This window comes from Bdellovibrio sp. (assembly GCF_036384735.1).
Taxonomy (GTDB): domain Bacteria; phylum Bdellovibrionota; class Bdellovibrionia; order Bdellovibrionales; family Bdellovibrionaceae; genus Bdellovibrio.
This window is the reverse complement of sequence record NZ_DASVLT010000035.1, coordinates 114,666-139,966: the sequence shown is the minus strand read 5'-3', so window position 1 is coordinate 139,966 and position 25,301 is coordinate 114,666. Positions and strand designations below refer to the sequence as shown.

Annotated in this window: 24 protein-coding genes; 10 read left to right on the top strand and 14 right to left on the bottom strand. The window is 44.7% G+C overall.

Annotated elements, in window-relative coordinates:
* The first annotated feature begins 191 nt into the window (after positions 1-191).
* Entirely contained in the window at positions 192-992 is an 801-nt protein-coding gene (locus VF412_RS10130) for a protein-glutamine glutaminase family protein (protein ID WP_331339123.1), read from the top strand.
* Positions 993-1,076: 84 nt separating this feature from the next.
* Here the strand turns inward: VF412_RS10130 and VF412_RS10125 are convergent, their stop codons facing one another.
* From VF412_RS10125 to VF412_RS10095, 7 genes are all read right to left on the bottom strand, one after another.
* On the bottom strand, positions 1,077-1,547 hold the full coding sequence (locus VF412_RS10125) for a 23S rRNA (pseudouridine(1915)-N(3))-methyltransferase RlmH (protein WP_331339122.1): 471 nt from the start codon (positions 1,545-1,547) through the stop codon (positions 1,077-1,079).
* A 2-nt stretch (positions 1,548-1,549) separates the two neighbouring features.
* Entirely contained in the window at positions 1,550-2,578 is a 1,029-nt protein-coding gene (nadD, locus tag VF412_RS10120) for a nicotinate (nicotinamide) nucleotide adenylyltransferase (RefSeq protein ID WP_331339121.1), read from the bottom strand.
* The gene (gene obgE, locus VF412_RS10115) at positions 2,578-3,609 is read right to left on the bottom strand and encodes a GTPase ObgE (RefSeq protein WP_331339120.1); all 1,032 of its coding nucleotides are present in this window, start codon (positions 3,607-3,609) and stop codon (positions 2,578-2,580) included. Before obgE ends, nadD begins: the two co-directional genes overlap by 1 nt.
* A gap of 144 nt (positions 3,610-3,753) precedes the next feature.
* Complete coding sequence (gene rpmA, locus VF412_RS10110; RefSeq protein WP_331339119.1) at positions 3,754-4,014, bottom strand: 50S ribosomal protein L27; 261 nt, start codon at positions 4,012-4,014, stop codon at positions 3,754-3,756.
* A gap of 29 nt (positions 4,015-4,043) precedes the next feature.
* A complete protein-coding gene (gene rplU, locus VF412_RS10105; protein ID WP_331339118.1) occupies positions 4,044-4,613 on the bottom strand; it encodes a 50S ribosomal protein L21 in 570 nt (189 codons plus the stop codon).
* Between the two features lie 207 nt (positions 4,614-4,820).
* Positions 4,821-6,455 carry a hypothetical protein gene (locus VF412_RS10100; RefSeq protein ID WP_331339117.1) on the bottom strand — a complete coding sequence of 545 codons (1,635 nt, stop codon included), beginning with the start codon at positions 6,453-6,455 and terminating at the stop codon, positions 4,821-4,823.
* Between the two features lie 57 nt (positions 6,456-6,512).
* Positions 6,513-8,033 carry an Rne/Rng family ribonuclease gene (locus VF412_RS10095; protein ID WP_331339116.1) on the bottom strand — a complete coding sequence of 507 codons (1,521 nt, stop codon included), beginning with the start codon at positions 8,031-8,033 and terminating at the stop codon, positions 6,513-6,515.
* Between the two features lie 237 nt (positions 8,034-8,270).
* Between VF412_RS10095 and VF412_RS10090 the strand changes: the two genes are divergently transcribed.
* Positions 8,271-9,365: a type IV pilus twitching motility protein PilT gene (locus tag VF412_RS10090; RefSeq protein ID WP_331339115.1), complete on the top strand. Its 1,095-nt coding sequence runs from the start codon at positions 8,271-8,273 to the stop codon at positions 9,363-9,365.
* Positions 9,366-9,399: 34 nt separating this feature from the next.
* Here the strand turns inward: VF412_RS10090 and VF412_RS10085 are convergent, their stop codons facing one another.
* Together VF412_RS10085 and VF412_RS10080 are read right to left on the bottom strand one after the other, a co-directional pair.
* Positions 9,400-9,918 carry a hypothetical protein gene (locus VF412_RS10085; protein ID WP_331339114.1) on the bottom strand — a complete coding sequence of 173 codons (519 nt, stop codon included), beginning with the start codon at positions 9,916-9,918 and terminating at the stop codon, positions 9,400-9,402.
* Positions 9,918-10,415 carry a hypothetical protein gene (locus VF412_RS10080; RefSeq protein ID WP_331339113.1) on the bottom strand — a complete coding sequence of 166 codons (498 nt, stop codon included), beginning with the start codon at positions 10,413-10,415 and terminating at the stop codon, positions 9,918-9,920. Before VF412_RS10080 ends, VF412_RS10085 begins: the two co-directional genes overlap by 1 nt.
* 138 nt (positions 10,416-10,553) lie before the next feature.
* Between VF412_RS10080 and deoC the strand changes: the two genes are divergently transcribed.
* The 7 genes from deoC to VF412_RS10045 all read left to right on the top strand — a co-directional run bounded on the left by deoC (position 10,554) and on the right by VF412_RS10045 (position 18,639).
* Positions 10,554-11,216, top strand: a complete 663-nt coding sequence (gene deoC / locus VF412_RS10075) for a deoxyribose-phosphate aldolase (RefSeq protein ID WP_331339112.1) — start codon at positions 10,554-10,556, stop codon at positions 11,214-11,216.
* Positions 11,216-12,535: a thymidine phosphorylase gene (locus VF412_RS10070; RefSeq protein WP_331339111.1), complete on the top strand. Its 1,320-nt coding sequence runs from the start codon at positions 11,216-11,218 to the stop codon at positions 12,533-12,535. The genes deoC and VF412_RS10070 overlap by 1 nt, the downstream gene beginning before the upstream one ends.
* Before the next feature lie 27 nt (positions 12,536-12,562).
* Entirely contained in the window at positions 12,563-13,378 is an 816-nt protein-coding gene (locus VF412_RS10065; protein ID WP_331339110.1) for a purine-nucleoside phosphorylase, read from the top strand.
* 200 nt (positions 13,379-13,578) lie between these two features.
* The gene (locus tag VF412_RS10060; RefSeq protein ID WP_331339109.1) at positions 13,579-14,805 is read left to right on the top strand and encodes a S8 family peptidase; all 1,227 of its coding nucleotides are present in this window, start codon (positions 13,579-13,581) and stop codon (positions 14,803-14,805) included.
* 221 nt (positions 14,806-15,026) lie between these two features.
* Positions 15,027-16,592 (top strand): acyl-CoA carboxylase subunit beta, encoded by a 1,566-nt coding sequence (locus VF412_RS10055; RefSeq protein WP_331339108.1) that lies wholly within the window; start codon positions 15,027-15,029, stop codon positions 16,590-16,592.
* A gap of 15 nt (positions 16,593-16,607) precedes the next feature.
* The gene (gene accC, locus VF412_RS10050) at positions 16,608-18,110 is read left to right on the top strand and encodes an acetyl-CoA carboxylase biotin carboxylase subunit (protein ID WP_331339107.1); all 1,503 of its coding nucleotides are present in this window, start codon (positions 16,608-16,610) and stop codon (positions 18,108-18,110) included.
* Between the two features lies 1 nt (position 18,111).
* On the top strand, positions 18,112-18,639 hold the full coding sequence (locus tag VF412_RS10045) for an acetyl-CoA carboxylase biotin carboxyl carrier protein subunit (RefSeq protein ID WP_331339106.1): 528 nt from the start codon (positions 18,112-18,114) through the stop codon (positions 18,637-18,639).
* Between the two features lie 117 nt (positions 18,640-18,756).
* Here VF412_RS10045 and VF412_RS10040 read toward each other — a convergent pair whose 3' ends face one another.
* The 4 genes from VF412_RS10040 to VF412_RS10025 all read right to left on the bottom strand — a co-directional run bounded on the left by VF412_RS10040 (position 18,757) and on the right by VF412_RS10025 (position 21,049).
* On the bottom strand, positions 18,757-19,161 hold the full coding sequence (locus VF412_RS10040; protein ID WP_331339105.1) for a hypothetical protein: 405 nt from the start codon (positions 19,159-19,161) through the stop codon (positions 18,757-18,759).
* 131 nt (positions 19,162-19,292) lie between these two features.
* On the bottom strand, positions 19,293-20,054 hold the full coding sequence (gene tatC, locus VF412_RS10035) for a twin-arginine translocase subunit TatC (RefSeq protein ID WP_331339104.1): 762 nt from the start codon (positions 20,052-20,054) through the stop codon (positions 19,293-19,295).
* On the bottom strand, positions 20,051-20,398 hold the full coding sequence (locus VF412_RS10030) for a twin-arginine translocase TatA/TatE family subunit (protein ID WP_331339103.1): 348 nt from the start codon (positions 20,396-20,398) through the stop codon (positions 20,051-20,053). The genes tatC and VF412_RS10030 overlap by 4 nt, the downstream gene beginning before the upstream one ends.
* Positions 20,399-20,416: 18 nt before the next feature.
* Complete coding sequence (locus VF412_RS10025; RefSeq protein WP_331339102.1) at positions 20,417-21,049, bottom strand: hypothetical protein; 633 nt, start codon at positions 21,047-21,049, stop codon at positions 20,417-20,419.
* A 286-nt stretch (positions 21,050-21,335) separates the two neighbouring features.
* Between VF412_RS10025 and VF412_RS10020 the strand changes: the two genes are divergently transcribed.
* Positions 21,336-22,697: a lytic transglycosylase domain-containing protein gene (locus tag VF412_RS10020; RefSeq protein WP_331339101.1), complete on the top strand. Its 1,362-nt coding sequence runs from the start codon at positions 21,336-21,338 to the stop codon at positions 22,695-22,697.
* Here VF412_RS10020 and VF412_RS10015 read toward each other — a convergent pair.
* Positions 22,694-25,300, bottom strand: a complete 2,607-nt coding sequence (locus VF412_RS10015; RefSeq protein ID WP_331339100.1) for a pitrilysin family protein — start codon at positions 25,298-25,300, stop codon at positions 22,694-22,696. The genes VF412_RS10020 and VF412_RS10015 overlap by 4 nt on opposite strands.
* Between the last annotated feature and the right edge of the window lies 1 nt (position 25,301).

The window sequence follows — 25,301 nt, the reverse complement described above, 5'->3', positions numbered from 1 at the left end:
TTTTAATGAATTCAAACATGGCTGACAAAGGCCAACGTTGCTGCTGCGGAAAGATCCGCAATAAAGACATGGAAAAAGAAAGGGACGAATGTATTTTGAAATGGACTGCATTCCTTAGGGACTACGCAAAATCCCCGCCATCTTTCTTTGACAAGCCTATGGCCTCATCCTAAAAAGTTTTAGAGGGGTTTATGAAATTTTTTATCGTTGTCTTTTTCACATCTCTAGCGCCGTTCGCGGTTTCGGCTCATGGGCTTTCAGCCCATCGTTCTAGCAACGAAACCTATCAAGACGCTTATCAAAGAGTTCATGGCGATCGCATCGAAGACGCAGACAACCAAGATGATGAAGCTCAAATTGAAAAAGCCACAAGCCCTGACCATGTTAAAAAGAATATGAATAGCTTGAATTTGAAAGAGATCCCAGATGTTGGTTCTTTGGCAGATTTGATGACTCAGTTCCAGTACGTACGTGACACTCGCTTCTTGCAAACGGATGACCCTAACTTTCCTCGCCGTCTGACTTGGTTATTTCCAGACGATGGTTGCTATGCTCGTGCAGAGATGGCTTCTCAAGAATTAATTGCTCACAATTTCACTGCTCCTAAGAAAATTTTTGTTTTTGGAAACTTGAGTGCTGATACAACCAACGCACCAGGCGGCTCTGTTCAGTGGTGGTATCACGTTGCCGTGATCTACCGTGTCGGCGATACGCCTTACGTCGTAGATCCCGCCTTGAATCCAAAAGCCCCAATGACGTTGGTTCAGTGGAATAAAGCTGTAGGTGGAGAAAAAACAAACGTACAGTATTCAATCTGTTCTAAAGACACTTTTGATCCAGATGCCGACTGCTACAAACCAACTCCAACAGATGCGGCTCAAGCAGAGTCTGAACAAAAAGGTTTCCTTCAAGACGAATGGGATCGCCTGTTAGAGCTAAACCGCAATCCATCCAAAGAGCTAGGCGATTCGCCACCTTGGTTGAATAACTAAGAAATAATAAAGGCTCCACTTCGGAGCCTTTTTCTTTTTGACAGCAATCTATCATTCGACGAACACACACAACTATGTTGCCTGCTAAATATTGTGATAAGGAATTTTCTTAATGATCGTGAAGGCGCGATAGATTTGCTCTAGGCTCATCGCTTGGGCCATCAAGTGATTCATTACCATTGGCGACAAAGCCACTTTCAAATCCGCACGTTTTCGCACGTCTTCGTTAACTCCGAAGGCACCACCGATAATGAAGATCGCACGCTTTTTAGAGCTACCTAAAATTCCTTCCACTTTTTTTGAAAATTGAATGGAATCAAGAACAGAACCACGTTCATCGAATAAGACAACATAGTCGTCACTGTTGATGTTTTTCAGAATGAGTTCAGATTCTTCGTTGCGTTTAAAGTCTGCGTCTTCACGAGCGGACTTCTTTGCTTTGAGAGATTGGATCTCGAATGGCATAAAGAACGAGATTTTTTTCTTGTACAACTCGCTGACCTCATCAGCCCAAGCTTCTTTAGCCGTGGCGAGGTTGTACAAGATGAATTTCATGACTACTGTCCTGGCTTGCCGGCGTAAGGATCTTTCAAGCCAAGGTCTTTACCTTGCTTCCAAAGAGTCTCTAGATTGTATTCCTGACGAACAAAATCATAGAACAAGTGAATGATCAAAGAACCATAATCCACTAGAACCCAACGACCTTCATCAATACCCTCAACACTTTGGGGGTGAAGATTGTATTCTTCTTTAACCGCCATCACGACGTTCTCAGCCATAGCAGCTGCGTGACGAGTTGAAGTACCGGAAGCGATCAATGTGTATTCGCTTGGAGCTGCAACACCCGTCAAATCAAAACCACGAACATTGATACCTTTTTTCGAGAACAAAACGTCAGCGCAAAATTCAGTGAATTGCTTGAAGTCACCAATGCGCTCGCCAAGGTTACGATAAAGCTTGTGCTCTTTGATGTAGGATTCGACAGAAAGTGGAAGATACTTTTCAACTGGCTTACCAGTGCGAAGCCATTTTCTTACTTCCGAAGAGGAAACTTCGATATCACGCAAGGTGATGAACTGGATATTACGGCCCGTCGTCAAATCAATGAAATTGAAATCAAAGTCAGAAACAAGAGGCTTCAAGTAGCCAGGCATTTCCTCTAAAGATTCAGGAACATCGTAACCAGGACGAGTTGTAACAACCAAGTTCGTCTCAGCCAAAAGCTTTTGATAGTCTTTCCATTGGCTCAACTCTTCAAACTTGTCGGCACCAACGATTAAATACAAATCAGAAGCATCATAGGTCTTGCGAAGACTCATCACTGTATCGATTGTGTAGCTCAATCCGCCGCGAGTAAGCTCTTGATCATCAACAAAGTAAGTATCGCCATATTGAGCAAATGCAAGTTTCGTCAATTCAAGACGCTGTTCTGACGTTGGACCTTCTACTGGAGTCTTCAAAGGATTTTGTGCCGCAGGAACGATGTGAACTTTGTTTAAGCCCATTTTCTTTGCCACTGTCTGAATGGCATTGATGTGTCCCATATGAGGAGGATTAAAACTTCCGCCAAAAATACCGATTTTCATTATTCTTCTTCCTCTTTCAAAATTTGACGACCCAACTCAATAACAAGTTCATTAATGTTTTTGCCTGTCACTGCGGAAATAGCCAGCGGAGCAGTACCCGTTACTTTTTTGAACGAGTTGATAAGCTTCTGCAGTTGATCAGTGCTGAGTGTGTCGATTTTATTCAGAACAACAAATTGAGGACGCGTGGATAGAGGGAAAAAGCCCTCTTTGTCCTGGTTGTTCTCGTCGTACATTTTTAATTCAAAGTTAATGTCTTCATAGTCTTGGAGTGGATCGCGACCTGACATACCCGAAGCATCCACCAAGTGAATGAAAACGCGTGTACGTTCAACGTGTTTCAAGAACTGAATACCAAGGCCTACACCTTCGTGAGCACCTTTCACAAGACCTGGAATGTCAGCTACAACGAATGAACTGTAATCACCCGCTTTAACGACACCAAGATTCGGAGTCAAAGTTGTGAAAGGATAATCCGCGATCTTTGGCTTTGCAGCCGAGATACGAGAAATCAAAGTAGATTTACCAGCATTTGGGAAACCAATGATGCCGACATCAGCGATAAGCTTTAATTCAAGCTTCACTTCGATCTCTTCACCTTCTTCCCCCGGCTGAGCATGTTCAGGAGCTTGGTTCACGCTGGTCTTAAAGAATTCATTCCCTTTTCCACCACGGCCACCTTTAAGAAGAAGGTGTTCGTCGATACCCGTCATGTCCACAATGATCTCGCCTTCAAGATTGCGAATGATTGTTCCTTCAGGAACGATCATGACAAGATCTTCGCCATCATGGCCGGCCTTTTGGCGACCGAAACCCATCTCACCGTTTTGAGCGGCGTAACGTTTGTTTTGTCTTAAATCTACAAGGGAGTTGATGTGGCGAGAAGTGCGAATGTAAACATCGCCTCCTTTGCCGCCGTCACCGCCATCCGGACCGCCACGAGGCATACCAGATTCTCTGCGGAAACTGACGCAACCAGGGCCGCCACGACCCGAGGCAATTGTGATTTTAACTTCGTCGATGAATTTCATTTCAGCACCATTTAGGTCAGGACATATACAACAAAAAAGGAGCCCGCGACGGCTCCTTTTTTATGTATTGAAAATTTGTCTTGGTGCTTATCGTAGCAGGAGGTCTACAGGCAACTTCCTAGAGGGAAATCGCCGAGGCGTAGACTAAACAGCTTTAGGATAAACACTAACTTTGAAACGCTCTTTAGAGAAACGTTCAAATTTAACAAGACCATCAATTACAGAATAGATCGTATAGTCGCGACCCATTTTAACATTGTTACCCAAGTGGAATTTTGTTCCACGTTGACGAACGATGATTGTTCCTGGAAGAACTTTTTCACCACCGAAGCGTTTTACGCCAAGGCGTTTACTCTGTGAATCACGTCCGTTCTTTGTACTACCACCGGCCTTCTTACTTGCCATGACTAACCTCTCTTAAAAAATAAATTTAATTACGCTTTTTTAGAAGTTTTTTTAGCTGCTTTTTTCTTCGCGCCAGTTTTAGTCGCTTTTTTTGCAGTCTTTTTAACTGCTTTCTTAGCAACTTTCTTTTTCGCTACTTTTTTAGCTGCAGCTTTAACAACTTCTCCGCCTTTTGTTTTGTTAGCAGCGCGTTCTTTGCGAGCAGCGATACGGCCTTGTTCAGCCTCAGCGCGTTTTGCAGCAACGTCTACTACATTTGGCGTAGCATCTGTTTTAGTTACTTTACCGTCTGGAGAAGTAATTGCTTTCACGAAAAGTTCTGTGAACTCTTGTTTGTGAGTCGCAAATTTTCTGTATCCTTGACGACGTTTCTTTTTGAAAACGATTTCTTTTTTAGTTCGTGCTTGTTTAGTAACTACAACAGTTACTTTCGCACCTTTTACTAGAGGTTGACCAACATGAGTGGACTCACCACCAACCATCAAGATTTCGTTGATATCAAACTCTGAACCAAGCTTGTGTTCAACTTTATCAACTTGAACAACATCACCAGCTTGTACTTTATATTGTTTACCGCCTGTACGAATAATCGCGTACATGTCTAACCTCCAGCTACCCGAATTAAGCCAATGGTAAATGCCACCTCGCACTAGGCTTTGTCAACCTATTACATGCTATTTTTTTCAGCTTTTAGGGAGAAGAAAGAGGTTAGCTTTCTGACTGAGGGTTGGCAATAAAAAAGAAAGCTTTTTTAAGATTCTAGATGTTCTTTAAAAAAGCCCTTTTTCTATACACTTAGCTCTAAGCTAGGGCTTCAAAAGTTCGCGCTTGATCGCATCACTCGTTCTGAACTGAGGATTGTTCAGCACGGCCTCAATGAGCTTACGTTGGTTCTCATAATTTTGTTGGGCGGCGGCGTTGCCGGGGTTTTGGAAAGCAATAACGCGTAGCTCGTCTTTTTCTCGGCGGAGAGCCTCGAAAACGGCATCTACTTTGTCGTTATCCCGCATCTGTCCATAACTCTTCAGATAGTAATCTGCAGCCTTATCAAAGCGGCCTGCAGAGCGATTGATACTCGCGCCGACGGCGTAATCCCTTGAAGACTTAGGGTATTTTGGATCTTTCATTACCACTTCATAGGAATCGGCCGAAGACTTATATATAGAGTCTGCCTGTTTCACATCGCCAGAGGCGCTAATTTTTTCGGCTTGCAAGCGAAGAGTGTTGTATGTGGTCTTCGCTTTTTGCGTATCGCTTAAACTTCCTGCGAGTCCTTGGCGCATCAATGTACTTCTTTCAGTATCACTGAAACCCGCCGTCTTAAGAATGTCTGCTTTCTGCTTCAAATCAGTGGCGCTGTAAGTGCCGTAACCGCGACCCGTGTCAGCCGCGACATTATGGGCATCAATCAACGCCTGCTTTTCAGCCGTCGTTAAAGGACGCCCCAATGCTGACTGTGCAGCGGCGATGCGATCTGCGTTTGATAAAGCCGCCGCTTTTTCGAGATCTGCGGCGCTTGCGACAAAACGACCGCCAGCCGCTGCGGCTACACCCGCTTTTTCAGCGTCAGCAGCAACACCTGCAATCTCGAGAATGTTTTTTACTTTTGCTGCTTTCAAAGCTGCACCTGCCGGCCCTGCCGCCAGAGATGCAACTTCAGCAACTGCTTCACAAATCATCGCGGCACGTTCTTGGGTGTTATAACATTCTAGTTTGACGCCAATGTCTTTGATCTTTTCTTTCGCCATGGCAATCAGATCAACATTTGATTTTGGAATTTTCGACTCATTCCAAGCTTTCAATTCTTGCTCCTGTGGAGTTAAGGGAGCGTTCTTGGAAAGAGTGACCTTACGAATTAATTTACTGTTGGCTTCTTGCTCTTTATTAAGCTGGATCAGCTTGAGTGTGGATTTAATATTCGCGCACTTCAAAGATTTGATCATTTCATCTGGCGGAACAGTCGTTTGCAAAAGTGTTGGGACACTATCGTTATAAATTTTAAACAGGCCTTTTTTTATGTTGAAATCTGCATCACAGGCATCGTTTTCAGCCTTTGCATTTTTGGCATCGATCACGATCTTCGCGGCACCCTCGCCGATTGCTGTACCAATGCTGACGAACGTATCTTTGATAAAGTTCCAGCCACCAATGGCACAGCCCACGCGGAAATCGAAATCATTTTCGAAAGCTTCTGCTAGAGCACTTCTGTCATAGCATTTTAAAGCCTTGTCTTCTGGCTTTTCACCGGCAGCTCGCATCTTAGAGAATAGATCTTGGCACTCTTTAGATTTGAGAGTGTCTTGGCAACTTTGCTTTGAGATAGACGCCAAACCCGAAAATGGAGAGTTCGGCTGAGTCATGCACACTGGAGTGTCGGCGTAAGCAGTTTTGCTTAACACAAACACAATTAGTAATGAAAGAATCCATGCGACACGATTCATATCTTACTAATCGGCGGTGAGCTAGGCTACTAAACAGGTCCTTGGTCACGATATGGATCAGACAAAGAAAATCTCGTATTGTTCAATGTGGTAATTTGGCTCAATTTTAAACGCTACAGACCGGCCCAGCTTCTTCTCGATGCCTTCCAGGCTTTCGCCTTCCACTTCGTAGATCCAATCGACCACTTCACTATGACAGTGAACAACGACGTTTGTCTTTTTATTCGTCAACATGTCGGCATCACGTTCAAGTTCGCGGAAGATTTCATTTGCCACAGTCGATTTGCGTTTGATGTAACCTTTGCCATCGCAGTAGGAGCACGGTTCGCACAATGTCTTAATCAGACTTGGGCGAATGCGTTTGCGAGTCATCTCGACCAAACCCAATTGAGACATCGAGACCACATTTGTCCGTGCTCGGTCTTTTGAAAGCTCTTCAGACAATGCCTCCATCACTTTTTCACGGTGGGATTCTTTTTCCATGTCAATAAAGTCGATAATGATAATACCGCCACAGTTACGAATACGCAGTTGATGAGCCGCCTCGCGAACAGCTTCAAGATTTGTTTTTAAAATTGTTTCTTCCAAATCCTTTTTGCCGACGAATTTACCTGTGTTCACGTCAATCACCACCAAAGCTTCCGCTTCGTCGATGACGATGTAGCCACCCGATTTCAACCAGATCTTTCTTTCCATTGAACGAGAGATCTCGATATCAATGTCATAGAGATCAAACAATGGTTTGCGCTCTTCATAAAGAACAATGTTTTGCTTATACTTTGGCATGAATTGAGATACGAACTTCACGACTTTTTTGTGAATTTCTAGATCGTCAACCCAAACGCTGGTCACATTTTCACTCATCAAATCGCGAAGGGCTCGAAGTTCCACATCAAGCTCGGTGTGCAATGCACCTGGCGTTTTCTTCTTTTCGTAGTTTTTAAAAATTTCTTTGCTTAAGCGATCTAGATATTCGATGTCGGCTTTCAACATCTCTTCCGAAGCGCCATCCCCCGCAGTTCTTACGATCACTCCACCTGACGGATTGATTTTTTGAACTAGCTTGCGAAGACGCTCACGTTCACCTTCATCTTCGATTCTTCTAGAGATTCCTAAGTGACGAACTGTTGGCAAGAACACCACGAAACGACCTGGCAACGAAATGTGCGTCGTTAAACGCGCCCCTTTTGTGCCCAATGGATCTTTCGCTACTTGCACAAGAATGGATTGGCCCTCTTTAAGCAAATCCTGAATCGGAGTTTTATTGTGATGAGTTGGTGGCTTGTCATCATCGCCTTCCATTTCAAGAGGCTCGTCACGGTCTACGTTAGAAAGGAAGTTGTCATCGACATCCTCACGAATATCTCCCACGTAAAGGAATGCCGCTTTCTCTAGACCAATGTCTACGAAGGCTGCTTGCATGCCAGGAAGAACGCGAATCACCGTCCCGCGATGAATGGAACCTACTAAGGTCGGGGAAGTTTTTCTTTCGATTTTTAAATCCGATAAGATTCCCGTATCCACATAGGCTACGCGGGTTTCTTGAGGTCTGACGTTGATTAGGATTTCTGCTGACACACTTCCTCCGAAGCTCCTGGACGAAACCGGATCACATTCATAGGTCCAGAAACAAGACTCATAACAAATAATATTCAATATTGAAACACAACTTGCCGAAAAGATCACTGATTTCGAACTCATTTAGAAGCTCAGCCGCAAGGCACGAGGAGGATGGCGTACAATTTGTGCGCTGACGACGAAGTAACGCCGTGGGTGATTTTTTAAATGAGTTCTAGCATCTTTATGGAGTGAGTGATGGCTACAATTGATGAACTGTTCAAACTCATGGTTGAGCAAGGAGCTTCCGACTTGCACGTGACAAGCGGTGCCGCACCTTTTCTTCGCCTCCATGGTAACATGGTGCCACTCAACTATCGCGAACTGTCGAATCAAGATGTGCAAGGATTGATCTTCGAGATCCTTTCTGAAAAGCAAAAGAAAGCCTTCGTTGAAAAATGGGAACTTGATTTTGCCTACACTCTTGCTGGCATTGGTCGTTTCCGTTGCAACATCTTCATGCAGCGTAAGGGCTTAGGCGCGGTATTCCGTATCATCCCAGAAAAAATTAAAACAGCTCAAGAATTGGGATTGCCTCCGGCGATCATGGACATGATCGACTGTGATCGTGGTTTGATTCTAGTAACAGGTCCAACAGGTTCTGGTAAATCAACAACGCTTGCAGCGATGATCCATCAGATCAACGCGACTCGCGAAGCTCACATCATCACTGTCGAGGATCCGATCGAGTTCGTTCATCCAAATATTCGTTCCCTGGTGAATCAACGTGAAGTTGGTAGTCACACAAAAAGTTTCGGCAATGCCTTAAAAGCAGCTCTGCGTGAAGACCCGGATATCTTGCTTGTGGGTGAGTTGCGTGACTTGGAGACGATCTCTTTGGCGCTGACTGCCGCTGAAACAGGTCACATCGTATTTGGTACTTTGCATACGAACTCTGCTTCGAAAACAATCGATCGTATCATCGACGTTTTCCCTGCGGGACAACAAGCGCAGATCCGTACAATGCTTGCAGAAAGCTTGCGTGGAGTTGTAGCGCAAACTCTGTTCTCGCGTGCGGATGGCCAAGGTCGTGTCGCCGCTTATGAGATCATGAGAAACTCAAAGGCGATTGCCAACTTGATTCGTGAAGGTAAAGTCCATCAAATTGCTTCGGCAATGCAAACGGGCGCAAACCAAGGTATGATCTTGTTCGAGAAATACATCGAAGATCTTGTTAAAAAAGGAAAAGTTTCCGCAGCAGATGCGAAAACGTTCTTGGGTCAAGCCGGTGGCGGCGGTGACACTGTAGCGGGTACAATGGCTGGCGGTGTGGCTGGAAAAAAAGTCGGATAAGACTCACTCCGACTTCGTCGGAGTGTAGCTCGGTCTAGCGGAGGGTATCCCAGAACTTGTGGATGCTCTCTTGATCAGAATTATTTGATTTTTTAGAAAGTCTAAAAACCAACGCAAGAGGTTTCGCATTCAAAAAACCCGCGATCACTCTGCGTTCCGGGATTTTCGCTTCTTTATCTGCATCGTCGATTTTGGCATCACAAGTCTTTCCCGTGTGCGAAGTGTAGATATCGATATGACTTACTTTCAAAGATATTTTATCTAAATCACCGAAAATTCGAGTTAGCATTTTCTTGCAAACAGCCTCATTCATCGGCACTGCTTCGATATTTTTAAATTCATATACATCGACAAGTTTTTTGTCGCCGACCTCGTGATTGCGCGTGACGACTCCGGAAAAATCATCGGTCTTTGCGAAGTCCAAAAGTTTTTGGTCACCTTTAGCCGTGAAATCAATCATTTCGGAAGATGTAAACGGAGCAGACGTTAAGTTTTTCGCAAGTGCTGTGATGTTAAAACAGAGAAAAATTCCTAGCGCGATCACCTTCAACATTAGTTCACCCCTGCGTTGCCAGAACTTCCACTCCCGACACCCGTTTTCTTTTCAATCGCTCCTTTTACTTTCTCTATAATGCCTGCGAATTTTGCGTCCGAGGATTTTTCGAAAGTGATTCCTTGAATGGATACGGATTTATCGCCTTTGATTTTGGCGGCGTATGATTTCCCGTTTTCAAGCGTGACATTGAAGTTTACGCCATCGAAGCAGGCCTGTTTGATATACGCATCGTCAGTGTAAATGTCGCCGGGCTTCCAAACGTAGCCTTCCATTTTCAATTTATCCCCTGCCGCTCGAATTTTCAGACCTGCAGTAACCAAAAAACCATCCGTCGTCAGCATTGTGGGAAGTTGTTGAACTACGGAGGGAAGATTCTTAGCCTGAGCAGCAAATTCTGCGGTGTTCGAGACGCACACATCGGCAGCAAGAAGTTTGGTGGATAAAAGGACTCCACCAAGAAGTAATGATCCGGATAGGAATTTGCATTTATTCATATTTCTATGATGCCGTTACGGGGTTAGAAAGTAAACCCATTCCCGTCTAGCGGCCATTAGTGCGCCTAATAAAGCCCTAGTGACAGAGGTCTCGATCTGAGATAGACTTTTTCTTTACATCAAACCAGGGGTAAGTCCGTGGAATTAAGTCGTTATATCGATCACACGCTTTTGAAGCCGGAAGCACAAACTGCACAGATTGAAAAATTGTGCCTCGAAGCTCGCGAGAATAGTTTTTTCAGTGTTTGCGTGAACACGTCTTATGTGAAGACATGCGCAGAGATCTTGAAGGGTTCAAACGTTAAAGTATGTTGCGTGGTTGGCTTCCCTCTGGGTGCTATGGCCACGGTTTCAAAAGCATTTGAAACAAAGACAGCCATCACAAACGGCGCACAAGAAATCGACATGGTTATACAAATAGGCGCATTGAAAGATCGTCGTTTGGATTACGTTCGTGATGATATCAAGGCTGTCGTTCAAGCAGCTCACGGTCACACTGTGAAAGTGATCATCGAAACTTCTTTGTTGAATGAAGAAGATAAAATTCTTGCATGCAAAGCGGCCCTAGAAGCTGGTGCGCATTTTGTGAAAACATCCACTGGATTCGGCGGAGGCGGAGCGACGGTTGATGATGTGAAGTTGATGAAGTCTGTTGTTGGCTCACAAATGGAAGTGAAAGCTTCCGGTGGAATTAAAGATATCGAAACAGCAAAGGCAATGATTGCCGCTGGTGCGACTCGCTTGGGAACTAGTTCTGGCGTTGCACTGGTTCAAGGTCAGAAAGTTCAAGGCGGTTACTAATGGCGTTTCTTCCAGCAGAGATTATTAAAACAAAGCGCAATGGCGGAGCATTGACGCCGGATGAAATTAATGAATTCATCTTAGGTTATGCGCGTGGCTCTATTCCTGATTACCAAATGGCAGCTTTACTGATGGCAACATTCTTTCGCGGAATGACGAAGGATGAAACTTTGTCGCTGACAAAAGCGATGCTTCACTCGGGTGAGGTTGTGGATTTCTCTTCAGTACCTGGCTTTAAAGTTGATAAACATTCCACAGGTGGCGTGGGCGATAAAACAAGTTTGATCTTGGGTCCTATCGTTGCGGCAGCGGGTGTTCCCGTGCCGATGATTTCCGGTCGTGGTTTGGGGCATACGGGCGGAACTTTGGATAAGTTGGAATCTATTCCCGGATTTAATACTCAAAAACCGTTGAATGAATTCGTTGATCTTGTTCGCAAACATGCGATCTGCTTCATCGGTCAAACGAAAGAGATCTGCCCTGCTGATAAAAAAATCTATGCTCTTCGTGATGTGACAGCAACGGTTGAAAGCTTGCCTTTGATTTGTGCTTCTATCATGTCGAAAAAATTAGCTGAGGGTATAGACGGTCTTGTTCTAGACGTGAAATACGGTTCAGGTGCGTTTATGAAAACACCTGCATTGGCAGAAGAACTTGCGGTCAACTTGATGTCAATTGCCCGTGGTTACGGCAAGAAGGTCACTGCCCTTTTGACGAACATGGATCAACCCCTTGGCCGCTACGCAGGAAACTCTGTTGAAGTGGAAGAGTGTGTGGCCATCATGAAAAATGAAAAATTCATCGGTGCTCACGGATATGATCTTTACGAGGACACTCGCGAGTTAAGCCTTCGCCTTTCTGCTCATATGTTGCTTTTAGCGGGTGTAGGAAAAAATGAGGAAGAATCTTACAAAATCGCGACGGACATTCTTGTGTCTGGCAAGGCCATGGCGAAATTTGAAGAGCTTTGCTCAATCCACGGTGGTAACCTGAAAGCCTTGCCAAAACCGAAGCACAGCGTCGTTATCAAAGCTGATAAGTCAGGTTTTATTCATGATTTCCATACAGAAAGCATCGGTGTGGCTGGTATTTTGATTAAAGCTGGCCGAGCACAGACAACGGATATAATCGCCCCGACTGCGGGAATTGAGTTCCACGCGAAGGTGGGAGATGAAGTTCATGCGGGCGATCCGTTATTTACTTTGTGTGGCGATGATAAAGATTTGCTTGAATCAGCAGTGCCTATGTTGAAATCAGCGATCAATATTTCCTTGCCAAAAATTACAAAGCCTAGTTTGATACTCAAAGTTTTGAGCTAAAGCTCGAGGACAAAAAAGGGGAGCGTTTTGGTACTAAATAAACTTCAGGAATCTGTAAGCTATATTCGCACAAAGACTTCGGCAAAGCCGAAGATTGGCGTTGTATTGGGCTCAGGCTTGGGTTCATTCGTAAAAGACGTCGAAGTTGAAACAACAATCCCTTACAAAGATATTCCTCACTTCTCTCCACCAACAGTTGAAGGCCACTCTGGAAATTTGATTTTCGGTAAAGTGGGTGGTCAATCGATTGTGATCCTTCAAGGTCGCAATCACTACTATGAAGGTCACAGCATGGAAAGTGTTGTGCACCCGACTCGTACATTGGCTTTATTGGGTGTGGAAAGTTTGATCCTGACAAACTCTGCAGGTGGCTTTGGTGAAAATATGTCGGCCGGTGATTTCATGATCATCGAAGATCATATCAATTTGATGGGCACGAATCCTTTGATGGGACCGAACATCAAGGAACTAGGTCCTCGCTTCCCTGATATGACTGAAGCCTACGACAAACGTTTAATTACAGTGATGGAGCAGGTTCTGCAAAAACAAGGAACTCGTTACCACAAAGGTATTTATTGTGGCGTAAGCGGTCCAACTTACGAAACTCCAGCGGAAGTACGCTATTTGAAATTGATTGGCGGAAAAGCTGTAGGCATGAGTACGGTTCCAGAAACCATCGCGGCGAACCATTTGGGTCTTCGTGTAGCGGCTTTGAGCTGTATTACAAACTTGGCGGCGGGAATTTCTTCACAAAAACTTTCCCACGACGAAGTGACTGAAACTGCAAAACGCGTCGAGATGCAGTTCACATCTTTCCTTAAAGAATTCATCACAAACATTTAATTGGTTTTAAACCTTAAAGCGTTCTGAAAGCCGCTCTAGCAGCGGCTTTTGTCGTTTTACTAGACCTTGTTCTGGGTCTTTCTTACAGCTTAAGAAATCTAGCCTCACAATAAGACACATTTTTTCCGAAGAGCTAACCGGTGCGGGTGTTTTAACACGTCCTTAGGATGGGACCGTTGTGGCCCGCACAGGGAGTGAACATGGATGTTCAAAAATTTCTGTCGGCGGTCGCCTGCGTCTTTGTACTTTCAGCTTGTGGCGCGAAGTCAGCAGATTCAGTTTTTTCAGATAGCTCTTTAGATTCTGCAGCCTGTATGGGCGAGGCAGTCAAAAGCAAGTTCATCGTTCAATGGGAAGACGGACATTTTTCCGTCGAATCCGCAAAGGACGCTGACGAATTCAAAGAGAAATTCATCAAGCCAAATTTAGAGAGCATCAAACAAGTCGAATATGATCGTTTGATTCAATTGGATAATTCGACCACTGTGACTCCTTCGACGACAAGTGATAGCTGGGGTCAGTATATGATCCATGCAGATGCTTTGTGGTCACAAGGTATCTACGGTCAGAATATCCCTGTGGCCGTTGTTGATGCGTATGTTGATGTGACTCATCCGCAGATTGCTCCGCGTATTTTGATTAACTACGGCGAGGTTCCTAACAATGGAATCGATGACGATAAGAATGGTTACGTTGACGATTATTACGGGAAAAGTTTCGTTTCAAATCCCGGCACGACAACAACTCCAAGTCCTCACGGAACGCACGTCTCAGGTATTATTGCCGCGGACCCAGGTTATGGAAGTATTAATGGAACGGCTCCTCGTGCACAGATTATTCCTGCACAATTTATTTCGAATGATGGTGGCGGTTCTTTGGGTGATGCAGTTCTAGCTCTGCAATATGCGGCGGCTCGCGGTGCGAAGATCATCAATGCGAGCTGGGGTGGTGCTCCGTGTGTAGCCTCGTTGCGAAGCGCTTTTCAGCAACTTGAGGCCAAAGGTATTTTGATCGTGGTTGCTGCCGGCAATGATGGCCAAGATATCGACGTGAATCCGCAATTCCCCGCTTCGTTCAATTTGACGAATCAAATTACTGTAGCGGCTTCTTCTCGCACAGACTTTATGACTTCATGGTCGAACAGTGGTTTTACTTCGGTTCATGTGGCAGCTCCTGGCGAACAGATCTTAAGTACAATTCCAGGTGGCGGGACTGCGTATATGGATGGAACAAGCATGGCGACGCCGTTTGTTTCAGGTGTTGCGGCACTGCTTTGGAGTGCAAAACCGAACGCAACAGCAGTGCAAATTAAACAGGCAATCATGCAGTCAGTGGATGTCACATCAGGACACGAATTTAAAGTAAGTACTCGAGGTCGCGTGAACGTACAAAAAGCGCTTCAAGTACTGAACCAGTTAGTCCCCTAATTTTCATTGAATTCAATAAGATACATTCTTAGACGCAGAGCCTTAAAGTATGCTCTGCGTCTGTCGTTTTAAGGTGCTTCCTCATTCCCTCGCGGGTAAAAATAATGCCTTGATGATCACGAACATTTTTCGTCTCGTTTTGCCTTATGCCTCGAAAACTCGGCGCAGGTAAAAGATCATCGTTTGATCTTATTTTTGTAGGAATTAGGAAAAGGATTTTTATGAGCGAATTATCTACAGGGATTCAAGCGAAGCTCGCTGACCTTGAAAAAAGAAATGAAGCTGCAATGGCGGGTGGCGGAGCTTCTCGTATTGCGAAACACAAACAAGGTGGTCGCCTGACTGCTCGTGAGCGTTTGGATGTCCTTCTTGATCCAGGCAGCTTTGTTGAAATGGATCGTTTCGTAGTTCACCGTAACACGAACTTCGGCATGGATAAAAACGTTGTACCAGGTGACGGCGTTGTGACTGGTTACGGTCGCATCAACGGAAAGCTTGTGTACGTTTCTTCTCAAGACTTTACAGTGATCGGCGGATCTATGTCTCGCACTCAAGCGAACAAGATTTGCAAAGTGATGGATCTTGCGATGAAAAACGGTGCCCCTTTCATTTCTTTAAATGACTCTGGTGGTGCTCGTATTCAAGAAGGTATCGAATCACTTGGTGGTTACGCGGATATCTTCACTCGCAACACAATGGCTTCTGGCTTGATCCCACAAATCACGGCGATCATGGGCCCATGCGCTGGTGGTGCGGTTTACTCTCCTTCAATCACTGACTTCGTATTCATGGTTAAAAATTCGAGCTACATGTTCGTAACAGGTCCTGATGTTATCAAGACCGTAACTCATGAAGAGGTAACTAAAGAAGATCTTGGTGGTGCGACGACTCACTCTGCGAAATCAGGTGTGGCGCACTTTGCCGCTGAAGATGATAAGCACTGCTTGTTGTTGATCCGCGAGATGATGAATTTCCTTCCTTCGAACAACTTGGATGACGTTCCTGTTCTTCCGAACACAGACCGTCCTGATCGTTTGACTGAGGCGATTGCGACCATCATCCCCGACAACCCTAAGAAGCCTTACGACATGCTTTCTGTTATCACAGAGTGCGTGGATGAAGGTTACTTCCTAGAAGTTCACAAACACTACGCTCAAAACATTATTGTCGGTTTCGCACGTTTCAACGGTCGTCCTGTTGGTATCGTTGCCAATCAACCAAATAACTTGGCTGGTTGCTTGAACATTGAAGCTTCACGCAAAGGTGCTCGCTTCATTCGTTTCTGTGATGCTTTCAATATCCCAGTTGTTTCATTCGTTGACGTTCCTGGTTTCTTGCCTGGTAAAGATCAAGAGTGGAATGGCATTATCACTCACGGCGCAAAACTATTGTACGCTTACGCTGAAGCGACTGTGCCCAAAATCACAGTTATCACTCGTAAAGCCTACGGTGGTGCTTACATCGTGATGGGCTCTAAACTTCTTCGTTCGGATGTGAACTTGGCTTACCCGTCTGCTGAAATCGCAGTGATGGGTGCTGATGGTGCTGTGAGCATCATCAGCCGTGAAGAAATCTCGAAAGCAAAAGATCCAGCAGCAGAAAGAGCTCGCTTAACTGCAGAGTACGAAGCGAAATTCAGCAATCCATATGTATCTGCTGAACTTGGCTATACAGATGAAGTTATCGAGCCGGCTTTGACTCGTAAACGCATCATCGACTCTCTAGAGATGTTGAAAAATAAACGTGAAGTTCCGCCGGCGAAAAAACACGGCAACATTCCGTTGTAAGATTGGGGCGAACACATGGCTGTTTTTAAAAAAATCCTGATCGCGAACCGTGGAGAAATCGCAATTCGTATCACTCGCGCTTGTCGCGAGCTTGGTATCGCGTCAGTTGCTGTATTCTCGGACGCGGATCGCGATAGCTTGCACGTTTTCTTGGCGGACGAGGCTTATCACATTGGGCCTTCTCCATCGAAAGAAAGTTATTTGAATTACGCAAAAATTATCGAAGTGGCTTTGAAAGCAGGCGCCGATGCTATCCATCCTGGATACGGCTTCTTGTCTGAGAATACAAACTTCGCTGAAGCCTGCGAAAAAGCTGGCATCACTTTCATCGGACCAACAGTGGCAAACATCAAAGCGATGGGAGATAAAATCTCTGCAAAGACTTTGATGAAAAAATCTGGCGTCCCAACCGTTCCTGGTTCTGACGGCGGTGTTGAAACTGTCGAAGAAGCCATCAAGATCGCAGAAAAAATCGGTCTTCCTGTCATCATCAAAGCCTCTGCAGGTGGTGGTGGTAAAGGGATGCGCGTTGTGCGTAAGATGGACGAGTTTGAAAGTGCATTCCGCGCTTGCCGCTCTGAAGGTCAGAACTATTTCGCAGATCCGACTGTTTACATCGAGAAATTTATCAACGACCCAAAGCACATCGAGATCCAAGTCTTCGGCGATAAACACGGTAACCACGTCCACTTGTTCGAACGTGAATGTTCTGTGCAACGTCGTAACCAAAAGATCATCGAGGAATCTCCGTCACCGTCTGTTCCACACGAAGTTCGTCTTCGCATGGGTGAAGCTTCTGTTCGCGCAGCAAAGCAGATCAATTACGTCGGTGCTGGTACAATCGAATACATCTTCGACAACACAACTAAAGAATTCTATTTCATGGAGATGAACACTCGTCTTCAAGTAGAACATCCAATCACAGAAATCGTGACTGGCTTTGACTTGGTTCGTGAACAAATCATGGTTGCTGCCGGCAAACCGTTGAGCTTTAAACAAGAAGATATCAAACAAAAAGGTCACGCGATCGAAGCACGTATCTGTGCGGAAGATCCAGTGACTTACAAACCAAGCCCAGGCGTTATCCGCGCGTGCCGTCACCCGCAAGGTCCGTTCATGCGCGTGGATTCTTACGCTTACCCTGGTTACAACGTTCCTATCTTCTACGATCCAATGATCTCTAAATTGATCACTTGGGGTGAAACTCGTGAAGAAGCTATCAACCGTATGCAACGTGCTTTGTCCGAGTTCGTATTGACGGGTATCAAAACTAATATCGTTCTTCACAAAACGATCTTGGACCACCCGACTTTCCGTGACGGTACTTACACAACACAATTCATCGAGAAAAACTTCGAAGTTATCGAGCCAGAGATGTTCAAGCAAGTTGAAGATCCTGTGTTCTTGATCGCCGCGGCTATCGAGGCCTACAACGATCGTAAATCGAAGGATATCCGTCAGCTCAACGTTAGCTCTACTTGGAGACGTTTGGGCCGCAAAATGCAGTTGAGGACGTAACATGTATTTCGAAGCAGAACTTAGAGGCAAAAAATATAAGGTGGATGTAACTGAAGGTCGTCAGTCTTGGAAAGTTTCTTTACAAGCTGAAGGCAAAGACTGGGTCCACTATGACGTTTCCAAAAACGATTATAAAGAGGCTGAGGAATACATCAGCTTCCTTTTCCAAGGTAAGTCTTACCTTGTAGACGTGGTTGGATCTGACACGGAATACACTGTTTTCACTCGTAACTCGTTCCGCTCTATCAAAATATTCAATGACGAAATGCTTTTGCATGAATCACTGAAAAAAGGTGGCGGCTTCGGCGGTGACATGGAACTGAAATCGGGTATGCCTGGTAAGATCATCGAGATCTTTGCGAAGGAAGGCGAAGTCGTTAAGGCCAACAAGCCGCTCCTAATTATGGAAGCGATGAAAATGGAAAACGAAATGCGCGCAACTCGCGACGTGAAGATTAAAGAGATTAAAGTGAAACAAGGGGACTCTGTTGAATCAGGTGCCGTATTGATCAAATTCGAAGAGCCTTAAACAGCTTTCGACATAGTTTGCATAAAAAAAGGAAGCTGAAACCCAGCTTCCTTTTTTTATGGCGATGAAGAGGGAGAAATCATCACCATTTTTGGGAATTCATTTAATTCACTAGTTCTATTGGCGAACGCAAGTCATTTCAAATGTATGATAGACCGTCGACTCATCGGCTTCAGCCGCAGAGAAAACCGCACGGAAAGACGACTTAGAAAGATCCGAGCGAAGGATGTTCAGACCAAAACCTCTTTGCTCTAAGCTCGCAGTTTCTTCGTTATTTAAAACCAACCATTTTGGATCTACGCCTTCACGAACCGCAGTTAGAACGGCTTTCTCGCCTACCTTTGGATAAACAACGTCACCTGGTTGTGCTGGTGATTGCAGAACCTTAACCACTGCAGAGCTAGCATTAGCCTGAACATCGATTGTTAATGAAGAGAATTTCCCAGCGTTACAGACGAGGTGGTCTGCGAATGAAGAAGACACTGCAAGAGAAACAACAGCAAAAGCGATAAGTTTTTTCATAAACGTTTCCTTTGAAAGATGGAACGAAAGATAATCCATCCTGAAGGAAAAATCCAAAATACAAACGTGTCATGATTGATGATCTGAACTAAATTCTTGAACGTCCAAACTTTAGACAGCTGAGATCGAACCTATTCGCGTTCGTTCACGCGGTAAGTTTGCTCACGCTTCTTTTCGACGATCTTAACAACGAAAACACCGATTTCAAAAAGTGCCAGCATCGGGATCAGCATCATAATCATGCTCATCAAATCAGGCGGTGAAAGCACTGCTGAAACGACAGCCAGTCCCATTACAGCGTAACGACGTTTTGCCGTCAAAAAAGCATGGCTTACGATACCAAGCATACCCAAGATCGAAATAACCAGTGGCAATTCGAACGCTACACCAAACATCAAGCATGTTTGCGTAAAGAAACCAAGATATTGATCTATAGAGATCATCGGTTTATCGATACTACCACCGAAATTCATCAGGAAGTGGAATGCCATTGGCAAAACCACCCAATACGAGAACGCCGCACCTAGAAGGAACAGCACAGAGCCCGACACAATAAATGCTAAAGAATATTTTCTTTCTTTCTGATAAAGGCCCGGCGCTACAAACTTCCAAACCTGGTATAGCCATAGAGGACACGAAATCAAAACGCCACATACGAAAGAAATTTTAATATGCGCGATGAATTTATCCAGAGGACCCGTATAGATCAAACCGCCGCCTGGAAGGTAAGGTTGAATCGGCGCACGGATGAAGTTGAAGATTCTTTCGCTGAAAGCATAGGACAAGCCCGTTGCCACAATTAAAATGTAGGCGCAGTTGATAAGTCTTACGCGAAGCTCGGCAAGATGCTCAAACAATGATTGGCCTTTGGAGTCAGCTTGCTCTTCACTCATGATTTCTTAGTTTCGTTCGCAGAAGAATCTGCTACTGAGTTTTGCACTGGCAACTCCATTTGTTCAGGAGCCACGTCGCTTCTAGCAGATTCAGTTGAAAGTGTTGTAGTAGGTTCAACGGCAGCACCCGCATGAGAGGTTGGCTTTTTCGGTGCCTCGTACAAATCTATGCGATCAATACGAGCTTGTTGCTTAAGCTCATTCGTCAAACCAGAAGTACTTCTTTTAAGTTCGTTAAGAAAGCGCCCGATCGTACGCGCGACCTCAGGAAGCTCTTTGGGACCGATCACGATCAGCGCCAAACCAGCTAAGAAAAGAATCTCGAAAATGCTTAAGCCAAACATGGCCGCAGAATAGTGGAACTAGCCCTGTTTGCCAAGCTTTACCTGGTCATGCGGCAGAGGTACAACGCCCATCTCCTCAAGCTTTTCGCGGGCCAATTCCGAGCCAGTTCGCATATAACGGTCGTACAGGCGCAGAATGCTTTCGTCGCTCTTCACAAATGAGTGATGACTAATGTAGGTAAGCACATCCACGAAATCCAGAAAGCGAGCGGAAAAGATCGAATAGACCTTTGCCATCGTATCTTCTCGGGTGCAGTGCGCGAGAGATGCATAAGCAGCACCACCAATTTCCGCGTAATAGTCAATATCCACTATTTTTCTTTGAAGAGAGTCACCAAAGAAGCCACTGATGTACAAAGTTCGATCGCCCAATTTACGCAGCAATTCTATTTTCATAGAGGCCTCGGCGCTTTGTGCAATCAAGAAAGTTTCAGCCAGTGTTTGCGGATTTTTCTGACCTGATTCAGTTGCGTATTCAGGATCAAAAAGATTGCGAGCATCAAGATAGTGATGAAGAAGTTTGACGAGATAACTTTCCACGAGAGGAGGCGTTTGAATCCTTCTCTGTGTTAAACCCTTCTGAACGAGCTCTTTGAAATAGTCTTCAGGACTAACAAAAAGCTCCACTGTCGACGTAGGTTTTTCCCTCATTCTTAGTGGCTCCCCGAGCGTCTCCGAACGAGAAACTCTAGTTCTCCTTCTATCTAGTTTAACAGTTTCCTGGCCCAAAATGGTTAATGTTTTAAGGATTTCTGGGCCTACGTGGAGGGGTCAAATCAGCCTAATTTGTTATCTTCCGACTAATTTTTATACAAAAAATCGGCCTCTTCGCTGTTAAAGAGCTCTTAACCGTGGCACCCCCATTGCTCTTTATCATGATATGCAAGTAGTTAATAAGTTTAGCAAAATAGTCTCAAAACGAAGCACCAAAGGAATTGTGGCCACTTTATTGGTTTCAACTCTAGCGATTGCCTTGTTCAACTCTGCTAGCTTCGAAACTCCTGAAGTGAAGGTTGAAGTGCAAAAGATCAAAGCGCTTTTATTAAGCGAGATGACTTTGCAGAAGGACCCAAACGTCGTCTACAACCGCGAAAACATTCTGAAAGACTATCAAAATAAGATCTCTGAAGACTTTAAAATTCCTGAAAACATGCGTGATCGCGTGAGTTTTTGGTTTGATGTTTACACTCGCTATGACAACAACAATCGATTGATCCATCACTCGTTGTATCCGTGGATTGTGTATAAAGTTGTGGATGTATCTCCGATTATCAATGCAGAACTTCCAAAACATCGTTGGCTCCGCAATTTGAAAGCAGATGATTTTGTAAAAGGCGAAGTTGAAAAAATCCGTGCAGCTTTGAAATCTCTTTCAAAAAGAAAAAATTTGGACAATCTGGACGAATACGAAACTCTCGTCGCAAAGGCGTTGAATTCCTTGCCTGGTGAACCTCAAAAGAACGCGGCTGTTGCACTAAAAAATCTTCGTGTGCAAACAGGTCAAAAGAACTTCTTCGAAGAAGGTCTTGAGGTGTCTCCATTATACCTAAATGGTATGGAGGAAATCTTTAAACAGCACAAGGTCCCTGTCGAGTTAACACGCATTCCTTTCGTGGAAAGCAGCTTTAACAAGCACGCAGTCAGCAAAGTGGGTGCATCTGGCGTATGGCAATTCATGGGTAATACAGGTCGTAGCTTCATGATCGTGAATCATCACATTGATGAAAGACACTCGCCGTTCAAAGCGACAGAGGCTGCTGCAAAACTTTTAAAAGAAAACCACCTGATCCTTCATAAGTCATGGCCATTAGCTGTAACGGCTTGGAATCACGGTCCTCCGGGTATGCGTAAGGCTATGCGTGCGGTTGGTTCCGATGATCTTGGTGATATCGTTGCTGAATACCGCTCTAAATCTTTCGATTTTGCTTCTTCGAATTTCTACTCTGAATTCTTAGCGGCTCTGTATGCGGAAAGGTACCAAGCTGACATCTTTAAGGGTTTAAATTATGAAAAATCTTTGGATGTTCACTCAGTAAAACTAGCGCGATCGATTTCAGCGAAAGAGCTTCTTCGCGTGAGTGGTTTGACACAAGATGATTTCATTCTCTACAACCCAGATTTAAAGACTGTGGTTGAGAAAAATATGTCTGTGCCGTCTGGATTTAAATTGATGGTGAATGATTCTGCCAAGGCCGTTCTTAAGAACTTGCTGACCCAGGAATCGCGCAAGACCGGGAAAACCAAGCTGAGCCGCAACGAAGTTTCGCTCAACCTGGATTCCGTCAATGCTTCGAACTAAAGATCTACTGTACTAGGCCCTACAAGACTGACAATCGCTGGCTGAGAAAATATCTTCTCGGCCACGCGACGAACGTCATCCGCCGTCACGGCGAAATAGTGCCTTGCTACATCTAAACTGTCTTCGTAATTTAAACCATAGATATCATCGAAAAGAATCGCATTGCAGATCGTGCCTTTGCGTTGCAGTTCGATATCATGACGACCAATCAGATATCTCTGGGCACGAGTCAGCTCTTCCTCTCCCACTCTTGTCGTTGCGAGCTTTTGGAATTCCGTTTTCAGCATTGAAATGGCTTTTTCGGATTTCTCTGGCGAACAGCCGATATATCCACCGAAATATCCACATTCAATTCCTTCCATGTGCATTGGGGAAACTGAATACGCGAGAGAATTCTTGTCGCGAAGCTCTAGGAACAGACGACCACCTTGACCACTTAAGATCGACTGAATGATCTCAAGCGCATAGCGGTCTTTACTATCCAACGTCAAACCTTGATAGCCCACGATGATGTGGCTTTGTTCTTTCTTAAGCTCTTGGAAAATGTATTTTGTCTTGGTAATTACAGGAGCTTGGAATGAATTCTTAATTCTTCCGCCCTTAGGTAATTGCGCCGTCATTTTTTCGAGAGCATCTACCCATTTTTCAACCTTAACATCACCGACCACACACAATGTCAGGTTGTTCGCTTGTGCTACTTTGTTGTAGTAAGCCTTTAGCACCTCTGGAGTGATTTTGTTAATGCTGTCATTCGTGCCCAATAAATCTCGAGAGTACGGATGATTCTTGAAAATTTCTTTCATGAACGCCATCACGCAAAGCTGTGCCGGATTGTCACTGCGTGCTTTGATTTGATTTCTTTGTACGACTTTTTCACGCTCTAGAATCTGTGACGGGAATTCTGGGTGAAGCAATGAATCTTGGAAGATTTCAAACATCTTATCTTCAAATGGTGAAAGATAGTCCATTGAAAGACCTACGGAATTTCTGCCACCAAAGGCACTGATCCCCGCCGCCAGCTCATCCACACGAAGGTTGATGTCGTCTTCGCTGAAGTTTTTAGAACCGGACAGCCAGTTGCGCGAGAATATTTCCGTCAAACCTTCTTGATTTGCTTCTTCAACGCGAACTCCACCTAAGAAGGCGGCCTTCATCGCTACATACGGAGTGTCTTTTTGATCACGGATCAACAATGTCGCACCCGATTTCAATTCAATTTTCTGCGTTGTCGGTGCAGATGCGTCGGCGCCCGACTTGATGATGAATTTTTTCGCTGCAAATTTTTTAGGTTTTTCTTTTTTTATTTTAGCTGCCGCCAAAGCTTTCTTTAAATTTTTAGCGAACGTCTTAAGAATCGCATCAGCTTCTTTCTTAGGCATATTCGTTAATAATGACAGACCAAAGGCGTCGGCTTTGAAGTATTTTTTTGCAGCCTTTTGAATATCTTCCGGCTTTAAAGCGTAAACTTCCTTCATGTATTTGCGATAGTGATCATGGTCGCCATAATAGAATTCGTCACCGCCCGCTTTACGAGCGATATTATCCACGGTTTCCATAGAGTAAACTTCATGGCTTGCGAAGTTCGTAATGGCCTTTTGCACTTCTGCCGCAGTCGGTGGCTCTTCAATCAAACGCACGATTTCCGGGATCATTGTCGATAAGGCTCTTTCCAAATTTTCTTTCTCTAGATTGAAAGAAACTGCAAATAAGCCGTCGTCCTGCATGGAATAGCTGAAGCAACCTACCGAATTTGTCAGTGGTTCTTTAATTCGCAGCGTTTGCATCAGGCGAGATGAATCGCCTTGCCCAAAGATCGCGGATAACACTTCGAGAGCCGCGATGTCTTTGTGTTTTACATTGGGAATACGCCAAGTCAGATAACCCGTCGTTGATTCAAACTTAGCTTCTTCCACCTTGATGCGAATGTTTGTTTGAGCTGGCTCTTTAGTTCTGGTGACTTTACGAAGCTTGAACGGTTGAAAGCCCCCAAACATCAGCTCCACTTTTTTCTTCATCTCGGCCGTATCAAAATCCCCTGCGATAACTAGGAACATATTCGAGGGAACATAGCGGCTGTGATAATAATCTTTGATTTTTTTCACCGAAACATTGCGCACTACTTTGTCGAAACCAATCACAGGACGACCGTAAGGATGTTTGCGGAAAGTGTTTGTGAATAAAAGCTGGCTTGCGCGGCGGCCCGGACTGTCCTGACCGCGTTTGATTTCTTCGATCACGACTTCACGTTCGTTGTCGATTTCAGTTTTATCGAATGTTGGGAAGCCCATCATCTCGCTGATAACATCCATCGCTACGTCAGAAAATTGCTTTGAAATAGTGACATAAAAGACTGTTTGGTCGAACGAGGTGTAGGCGTTTAACTCCCCGCCGGAACCTTCTACTGTTGAGGCAATTTGGCCAACACCGTACTTGTGAGTGCCTTTAAAGACCAAATGCTCGATAAAGTGAGAAATCCCCTCTTCGCCTTTTCGTTCGTCGGCAGAGCCTGTTTTCACCCACATTTGAACAGAGACCACGGGGGATTTATGACTAGGCAATAAAAGGACTTTTAGACCGTTTTTTAGTTGAAATTTTTTAGACATA